12 protein-coding genes are annotated in these 11,142 nt (G+C 46.1%); 1 reads left to right on the top strand and 11 read right to left on the bottom strand.

The annotated features are described in order from the left end of the window. The 7 genes from OEM52_10405 to OEM52_10375 all read right to left on the bottom strand — a co-directional run. Window positions 1-788: restriction endonuclease subunit S (locus OEM52_10405; GenBank protein ID MDK9700543.1), on the bottom strand; the 788-nt coding region annotated here is incomplete at its 3' end. Beyond that, window positions 785-3,574 (bottom strand): N-6 DNA methylase, encoded by a 2,790-nt coding sequence (locus OEM52_10400; protein ID MDK9700542.1) that lies wholly within the window; start codon window positions 3,572-3,574, stop codon window positions 785-787. The genes OEM52_10400 and OEM52_10405, both read right to left, overlap by 4 nt. 166 nt (window positions 3,575-3,740) lie before the next feature. Next, window positions 3,741-4,391, bottom strand: a complete 651-nt coding sequence (locus tag OEM52_10395) for a hypothetical protein (protein MDK9700541.1) — start codon at window positions 4,389-4,391, stop codon at window positions 3,741-3,743. A gap of 64 nt (window positions 4,392-4,455) precedes the next feature. Beyond that, a complete protein-coding gene (locus tag OEM52_10390) occupies window positions 4,456-4,725 on the bottom strand; it encodes a hypothetical protein (GenBank protein MDK9700540.1) in 270 nt (89 codons plus the stop codon). After that, window positions 4,725-5,174 (bottom strand): gamma-glutamylcyclotransferase, encoded by a 450-nt coding sequence (locus OEM52_10385; GenBank protein MDK9700539.1) that lies wholly within the window; start codon window positions 5,172-5,174, stop codon window positions 4,725-4,727. The genes OEM52_10390 and OEM52_10385 overlap by 1 nt, the downstream gene beginning before the upstream one ends. Beyond that, window positions 5,164-6,078, bottom strand: coding sequence for an amidoligase family protein (locus OEM52_10380; GenBank protein MDK9700538.1), 915 nt, complete (start codon window positions 6,076-6,078; stop codon window positions 5,164-5,166). Before OEM52_10380 ends, OEM52_10385 begins: the two co-directional genes overlap by 11 nt. A gap of 158 nt (window positions 6,079-6,236) precedes the next feature. After that, entirely contained in the window at window positions 6,237-6,800 is a 564-nt protein-coding gene (locus OEM52_10375) for an N-acetylmuramoyl-L-alanine amidase (GenBank protein ID MDK9700537.1), read from the bottom strand. 102 nt (window positions 6,801-6,902) lie between these two features. On the opposite strand from OEM52_10375, the gene OEM52_10370 reads away from it, so the two are divergent. After that, window positions 6,903-7,706: a hypothetical protein gene (locus OEM52_10370; protein ID MDK9700536.1), complete on the top strand. Its 804-nt coding sequence runs from the start codon at window positions 6,903-6,905 to the stop codon at window positions 7,704-7,706. On the opposite strand, the gene OEM52_10365 is transcribed toward OEM52_10370, so the two are convergent. The 4 genes from OEM52_10365 to OEM52_10350 all read right to left on the bottom strand — a co-directional run. Then, complete coding sequence (locus OEM52_10365; GenBank protein ID MDK9700535.1) at window positions 7,691-8,116, bottom strand: holin family protein; 426 nt, start codon at window positions 8,114-8,116, stop codon at window positions 7,691-7,693. The genes OEM52_10370 and OEM52_10365 overlap by 16 nt on opposite strands. Before the next feature lie 7 nt (window positions 8,117-8,123). Next, window positions 8,124-8,411: a hypothetical protein gene (locus OEM52_10360; GenBank protein MDK9700534.1), complete on the bottom strand. Its 288-nt coding sequence runs from the start codon at window positions 8,409-8,411 to the stop codon at window positions 8,124-8,126. After that, window positions 8,408-9,154, bottom strand: coding sequence for a hypothetical protein (locus tag OEM52_10355; protein ID MDK9700533.1), 747 nt, complete (start codon window positions 9,152-9,154; stop codon window positions 8,408-8,410). Before OEM52_10355 ends, OEM52_10360 begins: the two co-directional genes overlap by 4 nt. After that, a partial coding sequence (locus OEM52_10350; protein MDK9700532.1) for a hypothetical protein occupies window positions 9,154-11,142 on the bottom strand: 1,989 nt, incomplete at its 5' end. The genes OEM52_10355 and OEM52_10350, both read right to left, overlap by 1 nt.

Genomic DNA, 11,142 nt, shown 5'->3' with positions numbered 1-11,142 from the left:
ATAAGAGACAGCAGTGCTATGGGACCAGTCTCAGAGTAGTATTGTGTTGGACGAATCACTATTCCAACACAGACTTGGTAGCATTCTTCGCCGACGGTTGACAGATTCCATTCAGCAGGAATATTCCCAACTCTTGTTGAGACAATTGGGTAATTTGAAGGATCCCGGAGACGACCTTGAGCATCTAAACCTCGCGTAAGAAGGTCGTGAATTAATCCAGTCTTGATTCGTTGCTGCTTTGCAAGCAGTGTTTCTGCTTGATCGATAGTGGAATCGATAGAGTTGATTATTCGAATTATTATGTCCTGAACTTGCGGTGAAGGGCAGACAGGAACTCGACAATATTTGTAGAAGTCTGGTTGCAAATTAGGCATCGCACTTCCACCAACATAAGCAGGCACCTGAGCTTGAATATCTCCTGATCGCAGTAAGTGATAAAGCCAGTCGGGTCGAACACCTTCTTTTGAACGCAGTCTCCTCACAAAATTGGATGCAATAACGGGTAACCTATTCTTTGAGCTGTCAGATAATCGACCAACGTTACCGGTGTATGCCCCTGATGACACAAGAATGGAATCGCCCTTACGAACTAAAGCTTTCGCTAATTCTGAATTACTAAACCATCGCCTGGGCAAGTCATTCTGGTCTATGCAGCCATTTTTACCAACATCACCATTGCGAATAACTTGGCATAAGTTGCGACTCTTAGTTGTAGCGTAATCCTCACCCCAATACCCAGAAACCGTCGAGTCTAAGAGGTCTTCCAAATGTGTATTCTTATAAGTCATAGGTAACCCAACTTAGTTAAGTACCCCTGCAATTCATCAAGCGTTGTTTGTCGTGCATCCTCCAAAGCCTTAGAACTGACAGAATATTTCGCGAACAAGTTTTCGAAGATTCCGAATAGTACTCGCTCTTCGGACTGCACGTATCGTTCCAAACAACCTGCTATTAAATCGTGATGCTTTTGCAGAATTAACTCTTGAGCTTCTTCCGTTGTAACGACACCACCAATCTCTTCAAGGAGTGCATGGTAGCTAGCGATGGTTGTTGTAAGAGTAGCCACGTCCTCGGTAAGTGCCTTGCGCTTTTTCAACTCGGCTTTCTCGGCTTCCGTGGCTTTGGGCTGTCCTTTAGAGCGTCGAGTTGGTGTAGCTGGTAACGGACCACCAGCAGCAGCAAGTTCACTTTCAGCCAATTCGAGTAGGTTGTTCTTTTCTTCTAGTTTGTCCTCGACACCAAAGAGCTTGAATTCAACTTTCAGTGTGAGTGCTTCCTTAAGTTTCTTGTGTGCATCTTTTTGCTCCTTCTGTTTCGCTAAGGCTGCTTTGAGAATTTCACGCGCGTCACGTAGCACCTTTGTCTTCTCAGTTTCATCGTTGCCGATCTCATTTGTCAGTTCACTAAGCATAAGAGCGGGAGTGATTGTTTCTTCTTCATCAGACTCGTATTCGAGAATTGCTTGCGCATTTTCCACCGCCTCAGCGACTACTGCCTCAGATTCTGCTATGGATTGTTCCAGTGCAACCAGGACATCGCGCTCTGTATCGAAGAACTTGTCGATGACTAATTGTTCCGGGATGAGTGTGGGAGACCAACCGATAGATGTTATCGTCTTGAGATCATACTTGATATCATCCCACCAATTCACAAACACACCACGTGATTGGTAGTCGTCAAGTACACCAAGAGGTAGTAGTACATCTACAAGCTGTTTAAGTAAAGCAGCACGCACTGATGGTATGCGAGAATCATTTGTTGAATTGATGGTGTTGCCATACGCTTTTGGCGCGAGTTCTGAGAAATCGTTGCGAGCAGTCAACCACCACCCGGCAAGCGCGTCGTTCAAGCGTTTGCGAGTATCTGATAATTCTGGTTGACTCTCAATTCGTTCCCGCACATCGGACGAATTAGACATTTCAGACATAAATATTAATCGTTGATCATCGAGTTCATCAAAGATGCATGTAGCGGAGAGTTTGAACTTTTCGAATTGTTTAGTGGATTTGGACGCATCTACTTCAGCTCGCGGTACACCACCGTGCAGATGGCACCGCACATCTTCTGGTTCCGCTGGTGGGGTGTTATCTACGTAGCGACGTAAGTTTAAGTTCCAGTCGTGATCCTGTTCGATTGATGAAATAGGTACACGTCGGGAATACTTATCTTCTTCAATGCGGTTATTGAAAACGTATACGATTTTTTCGATATCTTCAGGACGAAGCTGGTTCTGCTTTTTCCCCTCTGCGAACTCTCGATCAGCATTAATCATGAAAATAAAGTCACGTTCTTGATCAGGAATAGATTTGTTGAGGATGATGATAACAGCGGGTATGCCAGTACCGTAGAACAATTTTGGTGGAAGTCCGATGATTGCTTCGATTACTCTCGCACGTAACAATGCAATTCGAATATCTCGTTCCTTGCGTCCTCGAAATAGTACCCCGTGCGGCATGACAACTGCACCACGACCCGAAATCTTTAAACTTGCCAGCATGTGTTGGAGAAACATTAGATCCGCTTTTTTCCCAGTCTGTGGTGCATGTCCATACTGGAAGCGTTCAGGACGTTTACAACGAGATAGAGACCAGTTTTGCGCAAAAGGTGGATTGGCAATCACTCGGTCGAACTGGATGAGTGCACCATCCTTTTCATTGTGAGGTTCTTCAAGCGTATTGCCGAATTCGATGTGCGAGGATTGTAAGTTGTGTAGGATGAGATTCATCTTGGCAATTGATACAACACCACCATCACTGTCCTGCCCGTGGAAGTCGAGGTCAGTTCCATCACCACCCTGCTCGCTTACGTACTGACTACACTGTATGAGCATACCGCCTGATCCGACGGTTGGATCGTAAATACTCATTTTTGGTTTGGGATCAATCAACCTAACCATAAGGCGTACAACCCAAGGAGGCGTATAAAACTGTCCACCCTTCTTACCAGCACTGTCGGCGAACTCTTTGATTAGATACTCATACGCAGCACCTAATAAGTCAGGGAACTCGAACACATCATTGACGAGAGGAATTCCTAACCCGTCCACACTCTTCGTGAAGTGGTCGAGTAAATCTTTGAGGTCGTCGTTCTTGATTTTAGGTTTACCGGATACTTGCTCATTAAAGTTGATGTTGCCTTTGAGCACACCGTGTAATACTTCGTTGTCATCCTCTAGTGCAGCGATGGCTTTGTTTAATACCTCGCCTATTCCAATCTGTGTATCTTTGAGGGCTGGACGTAGTACTTGGGACGTTGTTGTTTCGCTGTTTGCTTTGGGCTCTTCCACTGTTTCAAACCATTGAGTATTCCATCTAGCGCGAGGTGGCACGTAAATAGTATCACCATAACTGGTTCTGTTTTCGAGTATTTCAGTGAGTCGGTCTGAGGACAGGTGAGTATAGTCTTTCTTCAACAACTCGCGCTTTTCTTCAAAGACGTCAGAGAGACGCTTCAAGAACAGTAAACCGAATATGTACTCTTTGTACTCGGAGGCATCCATTTTACCGTATAGGATATCCGCGGATTTAAAAAGGAAAGCTTCTAACTGCTTAAGAGTGATTTTTGTTCGACGCATGTTTACTCTGTAGTTGATCTTAATCAGGGCATCTTATTAGTGTAGGTAAACTATCCGTTGATCCTACTTGTCACACCTACATCAATGATAAGAGCTCATAACAAAATTAACGAAGAAACAGATGCCCATTTAGGAGCATCTGCCGGAAGAGTTGATTTAGCTATACTTATATCAACAACAACTCCACCAGATCTTTCTTTGACCGGAGCCTCGAGATATGCAGTTCAGATACCTTTTTGAACAAAGCTGGCCCCTTTAACGACTCGGTATCACATTCGGGTTCGAGTTCCTTGATGATGTGAAGGAAATCTGCCTTTGTCCGAGCAATTGAAATGTCGCGCTTTTTCGCTAGGTTCTGCAACTCTACGACAGTCATTTTCGTAATTGGTTTCTGCTCGGAGATGTCGTCAGCCCCCTCTTCTGATACTTTGTCGCGTTTCTGTTTGCGAGCAATTGTTACAACATCAACTTCGCATTCTTGTGCGACAGAAACAGACGCTTCAATCTGAGGCATTATTTCTTCATGGGTTATAAGATTCTCAACCATACTACCGCTACATGAATCTTGGTCTTGATCCGCTGAATCAACCTGTTCGGTTTCAGGTGTCGGTGAAGATTCTACTTCTTGGATCGGTTGTTGATCTGATTGCAATTCGATTTTGTCCAGCCAGGCAACAGCAGCCGGGATTTCTGTTCCATCATCGAGTCTCAAATTAACCTTAACTCCTAATACCGCTGTAATGATCCCCTGGATGCCTTTACGCGGACCGCCGGTGATAACAACGCGATCACCGACTTGCTTCTTGGAATTTGCCATGATGTTTCTCCTTTCGAGAAATAAGTTGGTTTGCAGTTTGTGTAACATTTGCGCGAGTGAATGCTCACGCCTCCTTGAAAATCCCATTACTGACGATTCCTTGAATGAACCGTTCTGCCAGTTGTTCATCAGTTAGCGATTCGTCATCACTAAAAACAGTTTTATGTAATTCAGGACCACCAATCGATTCGATTGTTTCAATGAGCTGTTTCAAATACTCTCGAAAGGGTAAAGCCTTTTCGAAATAGAGCTGAGACCGCATCTGATGAACAACTTCTACGGCCGATCCTGTAAAGACCGCATTCTCGTTGACGAGTTCGTGCTTGATTTCCATTAGTGGTTTCTCCTTGCGATTTTGATAATTTGTTTCCGATAGAATTCCGGGATATCCCAGTCACGACAACCATCAATGATTGTCTCGAGATAACTGCTACCGGGTGCGCTGTAACCGTATAGATCTGGATTCATTAGATAAACCCATGCTTCGGTGTAATGATTGTTTCCGGCTTTGCGGATTGTCATGATCTCGCGCCGGTAGAGTCGTGGAAATCCTTCGAATCGATCGAGTGCATCCAAGTGCGATTTGTCGAGCAGATACAATGCACCATACACCCGATGTCCTCGTGCCGGTTCGATCGACGCAACACCGCGAAAGACGAGTTTGTAGTCCTCGATGTAGGCGATACACCGGGGCAAATGCCCCGGGCACCGATAGTACATTCCTTCGAAACTGAGATTTGCACCATAAGCGAAGTATGGGATTGTGCAATCATTACTGGACACTCGCGACCTCCAGTTTCTTTTCCGGCTTCCCATATCGCCAAGTGCCATTACCTGGTAACTTCTCTAGGAGAATCGTACGAGCCACCTTAAACTCACTACCCTTCATTCCCAATCCTGCAACCATAAACACCCGGAAGTTGAACTTGGGATTATCGGTCTTGATCTTGTTGTGTGTGGTTTGCTTGAGGCAAAGAGCCTTGGCTGACATGGCCAGTACTAGCTGGATCCAACTGGTAATCTTCTGAGTATTTAGAGAGGCGTTAAAGTATCGGAACTCAATCGTTTGAATCGTGCGCCACAGGTTGTTGAAGTTTAAACCGTGATATCTTGAGCTATCGTAGTGTTCAGGTGAGTTATTCTGTCGACCATACCAAGCCCGATTCAGTTGGTTCATATCATCTGGCCGATGCTTTACCAATCGATCTATAAACTCTTGCTCCAGAGGCTTTGTCCAACGATTACGCCGGTCTTCCGATGTACCAATAGCCTGATACAACATGTCTTCATTCCGGTACACCATCTTTGCAAGATTGGCTAACGATGTTGCCGTATGCGGAGCAGCATCAACGTGTATGTGTACACTGCAACTACGGTGAGGTATGCAACCTGCAAGCTTTACTGCACGGATGATCAGTTGAAGTATCGGTAAGTCTTCGTAGGTAAGAATTGGAGATACAATCTCTGAGCCTTGAGTCCCACGCATCACCATGATCGATCGGTCATTCTGGACTCGCCATTGTCGTCCATCGGGTTGAGTGACAAGGGTTGCGCTATAGGCACCGCTGGGATCTTGGGAAACTGTTCCATTGACTACAGACTTTATCGCTTGAGCGATCTTGTCTCGCTTACACCCAGCTGTTTCAATCTCGATTCCGAAACGCTGGTTAAATACCGTGTAACTCATTGTATATCCTTGTGATAAGTGCTCTTGTGATGGAACAATAGACAAGGTTATACGGGAAGTCAAGTCATTGTAAATGACCGCTATCCCTTTACTGACAAGGGTTACAGGATATTTAGGTAGGGACTAATTTGGGTGAATTGAGGAATGTCTAGGAACAATCAAACATTGGGGCGAAACCGCTCCCACGGGAAGGCGGGACCAGGGTCACGCTTGCGCTCGGGGGCGATCTCGTTGTGTCCTACAATCCACTGAATCGGGTACTCTTCGCGGAGGAGTTGTACCAGTTGTTCGAGGGCAGTTAGCTGTGGTTCCGGAAACGGTTGCCAGTATTCGCCAGCGATCAGTTGGGGTGTATCCCCCTCATAAGGGTGCGTATAATCACCTGGCCATGAAAAGTATGATCCATCGCGCAGTTTGAGGGGACCCCAGTTGACCAGTTCGATGCCAATCGAAAATGCATTGACACCGGTGCGACCATTCAATGATGAAACACCAGCATGATAAGCCCGCTTTGAATCTGGCACCATACGGACAATACGACCATCTAAACCAATCACATAGTGCGCCGATACCTTATTCGCAGGATTCTGAAACCATGCAATCGTATCCTCGAGACTGCCATTCGCGGTGTAGTGAATAACGATGGTATCGATCTCCGTACCGGTAGGACGTGAAGAATATTTACCAGATGCTGCCGAGATAACTTTTATTTCTATCGACATTTACTGCGCCTACGTAATTCAGAAAGTAATTCTTGAACTCTCATTTGTTGCTTAATCACTGGCTTGTTACCTTGTTAGAGTTACAAATTCACGGAGGAAGAAATGCCATCAATTAACTACACAGTGACTGCAAGATACCGGCTGATTGGCAATGTACATCTTGGTGCAGAATTCGTAAGGAAAAACTCTCTTACTCCTCCTACTCGAATGAAAGTCAAAGTTGTCTATTTTCTTAACAATGATGAACACAGTGAGATACTTGAAAACCTCTTGCTCTCACCGAATAACTCAATTGGTGGACTAGGTAGACCCTTCTACAAAAAATTCGCAATCAATGACAATGACACTTTTTCAATCGAATACGATTCAAATGAAAAAATAATAGTTTTCTCGCTGAAAAATGTTCAGCAACCAACTGAACTAGAAAAGGTCGTTACTGAACAGGACGGCACTTTAGTAAAAGTATCAATCCCAACAACGGAAAGAGACTTTGTTTTTGACAAGAAAAATCTTCGACATATTCAAATTGAACCTTTTAGAAGAGATAACTCTCGTTATTGGGAACCAAGAAATGAGACAGACCTATACGCTGTTTTTAATAGTCTTTCAGAACAACTCGAATTAGAATATTGCTGTGGCTTGAATACAGAGCTACTTAAAAGGCTTGAATTTGTTCCTGTTGGTCAGAAACCAGATGCTATATTAGTCGATAGAAAAACAGGACAATACTATGTTGCTGAGTTTAAACTACTTGCAAGTGGTTTTATAAATCATCAAAAAAGAGAAGACTGCGACTACCTCATTTGTTGGGAAGACGATGTTCAGGGTGATCAACGAGATTTGCTTCCACCTGAAGTAATCGCTTTAAAACAGCTTCTTTCAGACGATGATCAAGAGGCTGTTTGATCTATACCCTTTTTTACCACTGTTGCAATTTTCTCGGCGCTGCGACCGACGATGTAACCACCGATTCCAATGTTCAAGAGCGTCCACATCTGCTCCGGTACGGGTACTGACGTGATTCCGAAGATCGGTGCGATCACGAAGTTGTGTGCAACGATATATGTGAACACGAGCATGAGCAATGGTCGCCAGTTGCGTTGCAGCCAGCTTTGTCCCTGAACTTCCGCGACCAGTACTTTCGCCTTGGCATCGATTTCTTTTTCCAGTGCACTGTAGTCGAGCGACAGCATCTGCGCTTGCAAGTCATGATTCAACTTTGCAGCAAGGTCTTTGTCCGGAACCCACTTGTCAATGATACCGGCAGCTTTATCGATGATCTGTCCCACAATGGGCACGGCAGTTAACAGGCTCATGCTTTCCTCAGTGATGTGCCATAAAATGTTGAAAAACGAATGCGATCAAACCACCGTAAAGGGGTGTGAAAAGTAACCATAGCAACTTCGTCATCAGCATCCTGAAGTTGGTATTGCGATCTACCTTGACGATGATTCCCTCTTTACCATTCCCTTTGATCGATGAGTTTAGTTCTTTCACCGCATCGCGCAGATCGGCTAGTTGCTGAGAGACTTGCTCCATTTTTACCAGGTGGTACTGGCAGGAGTATGGCGGCTCAAGATGAGAATGTTCGATGTGTTCCGGTTCGCTCATGTGATGCTCGTAATAATGCCATCGGTAATAACGATGGTGTATTTTCCGCCACCGGTATCCGGCACTTCAATTGTCTGAGTAATACCGGCATTCCCGTTAACAGCGAGTCCCTTGCATGCATTTAAAAGGTTATTGGCAACGATAGTCGATCCGTCATACTGCAGCGCTGACCCAGTCATTTTCTCGAGGCTCATGTTATCAGTAGCTAGCTGTTCACTGGTTACCGAATCCTTATCAATTTGACTGGCACCAATCTTGCCAACACCAAAGCCACCGATGTGTTGGCAAATTTCTTCATAGAACACTGACTCGGAATATCCAGTCAGTTTATTGCCGTACTCGCACTTGACGCAATCGACGTACACCGTTCCGGTCGGTTTCCCTGCATTCTCCGTAAGCGAAAACGACAGCTGGATTGCAACGGTGTCTTTCGGAAAAGTGGTTACATCTTTGATCGCATAGTACCGGGTGAATTGACTGTTCGATGCTGTCAGTTTTAACCAGTCACCGGTGCTGAGTACGCTGCCATTTTTATCGATGTACTCAATGACACCGGTAAAGGTGGTGCCAGCCGTAATCGCCGGAACGAATACATAAGCTGATATCACAACCGAATCCCGGTTGGCAACCGGAATGGAATTGCTGTGTCCGGTTACGACATTCGGTGTAGTCGAGTCACCGACCAGCCGCAGCGAATTGCCACCGAACACGGAATGAGAGTTGTCAGTATCGAAGTAACTCATCAGATCCACGCCCCCGATTCGAATGACGGATTCTGCACCAGATTGCGACCATCGAATACCGAGAGCGCTGTCGCATTCAGTTTTGCCGTCGTTACCGACCCGTCGGAAATCTTGGTATCGGTGATTGCACCATCGGCGATATTACCGTTCACAACCGCGTTAGTCGCAATCTTTCCGGCAACGACCGCGTTGTTCGCGAGCTTGGTGGAATCGACTGCGCTATTAGCCAGTTGTGTTGTTCCTACCGCACCCGAAGCAATTTTTGATGCATCGACCGCATTTGCCGCAATCTTGACTGTGGTAACACCACTGTCAGCGATCTTGGTTGAGTCAACCGCGAGGTTCGCGAGCTTGCTGGTGCTGACACAGCTATCGGCAAGCTTTGTGTTATCCACCGCCAAGTTGGCTAGCTGGGTGGTTCCAACGGCACCATTCGCAAGTTTGGCTGCATCAACCGCATTGGCACCGATCTTGGCATTCGTCACTGCACCATCAGCAAGCTTAGTATTATCGACTGCTAGTGCCGCAATTTTCGCGGTGGTAATATTGGCATCGACAATCTGTGCGGATCCGACACTATTATTAGCAAGATTACCTTGAGCGATGGTCGCCGAAGCGATATTGCTGCCGGTCACCGTACTCGATGCAATCTGAGTGCCGGTAATAGTGGCATTGGCAACATTGGAACCGGTAATCGTGGCGGACGCAATCTTTGCACTAGTAACCGCTCCCGCATTGATTTTCTGGGTGGTAATCGCATTATCGGGGAGCTTGGCGGTCGTTACCCCATTGTCGGCGAGCTGGGTCGTTCCAACTTCACCAGCGACAATCGAGGTTCCCTTTACCTTACCATCAGCAATGATATAGGTTGCCCCGGCATCTTTGGTCGTGGTAAGATCAGTGAGTTTTCTGCCGCTCGGAACGGCATCGTTCCAATTGGTGGTGCCTTTCAGATCCTGCAATGCGCCGGTGATGTTCGCATCGGATTGACCACCCTTGATCACACCAACGGTAACCAAGTCGCGAGTCTGCAGCGTCGATAGCTTTTTACGGATTGAATAGACGATGTTGAAGTTGGCAGTCGGGACCGCCGATAATTCAAACCAAGTGGAATTGGTGGTGCCATCACCATCGTTACGCGACCAACCAGCACCGACACCATTCGGATCACTGCCTGCCGTAATGGGACTCGCTTTACTTTGTTTGCCCCACAACGAAACTACTTTAATCGGTGCACCAGATGCATCGAGCAAATCCTCACCATTATCAGCACGGGTAAGATCGAACAGACTATCCCATGCATCGCCGGTAACACCAATGTTCAAATCGGCTGTGGTCGTACCTGGGCGATAGGTCTTGTAGGTGGCATGCACCAAGGATTTGTTGACGTTTTTATCAAGAATCGGCAACGCTACATCTTTATTGTAAACATCAGTGTAGATTGCTTCGACCCGATCATTGAGTGATGCACCACTGGAAGTTTGCAGTGCAGTCGTTACTTTTCCAGTAGTCGCATCGATGAGCTTAGTAGTACCATCACTGGCAAAAACATCGCCCTTGAAATTTCCGTCCGTAAGGTGCTTGGATAGTTTCGTCGTGAGTGCAGTGTTCAAACGATCTTCAGCGACCGATCCCGAAGCGATTTTCAGATTGGTAATTGCACCGTCCTGGAGCTTCGTGTTCGATACTGCACTATCCGCAATCTTTGTATTATCGACTGCATTATTAGCTAATTGTGCGTTATCAACTGCTCCCGTTGCGATCTTTGTGCCATCGACTGCACCGGCATTGATCTTGGCCGTCGTAACCGAACTATCCGCAATTTTGGTGCTATCGACTGCATTGGTTGCGATTTTTGCATTGGTCACGGCACTGCTGGCAATCTTCGTATCGATCACAGAATTGGCAGCCAGTTCGTTTCTGGTTACGGCCCCTGTTGCCAATTTTCCGGTCGTGACCGCATTGGCACCAATTTCATTACTCGTAAC

Source organism: bacterium (assembly GCA_030247525.1).
Lineage (GTDB): Bacteria > Electryoneota > JAOADG01 > JAOADG01 > JAOADG01 > JAOTSC01.
Note: the sequence above shows the minus strand (reverse complement) of the source record. Positions and strands in the feature narration are given on the sequence as shown.

What these genes read in the sequence shown, in the direction of transcription:
- OEM52_10400 (MDK9700542.1), bottom strand. Translation starts at nt 3,574, where the DNA reads ATGCGTCGAACAAAAATCACTCTTAAGCAGTTAGAAGCTTTCCTTTTT.
- OEM52_10395 (MDK9700541.1), bottom strand. Translation starts at nt 4,391, where the DNA reads ATGGCAAATTCCAAGAAGCAAGTCGGTGATCGCGTTGTTATCACCGGC.
- OEM52_10390 (MDK9700540.1), bottom strand. Translation starts at nt 4,725, where the DNA reads ATGGAAATCAAGCACGAACTCGTCAACGAGAATGCGGTCTTTACAGGA.
- OEM52_10380 (MDK9700538.1), bottom strand. Translation starts at nt 6,078, where the DNA reads ATGAGTTACACGGTATTTAACCAGCGTTTCGGAATCGAGATTGAAACA.
- OEM52_10375 (MDK9700537.1), bottom strand. Translation starts at nt 6,800, where the DNA reads ATGTCGATAGAAATAAAAGTTATCTCGGCAGCATCTGGTAAATATTCT.
- OEM52_10370 (MDK9700536.1), top strand. Translation starts at nt 6,903, where the DNA reads ATGCCATCAATTAACTACACAGTGACTGCAAGATACCGGCTGATTGGC.
- OEM52_10365 (MDK9700535.1), bottom strand. Translation starts at nt 8,116, where the DNA reads ATGAGCCTGTTAACTGCCGTGCCCATTGTGGGACAGATCATCGATAAA.
- OEM52_10360 (MDK9700534.1), bottom strand. Translation starts at nt 8,411, where the DNA reads ATGAGCGAACCGGAACACATCGAACATTCTCATCTTGAGCCGCCATAC.
- OEM52_10355 (MDK9700533.1), bottom strand. Translation starts at nt 9,154, where the DNA reads ATGAGTTACTTCGATACTGACAACTCTCATTCCGTGTTCGGTGGCAAT.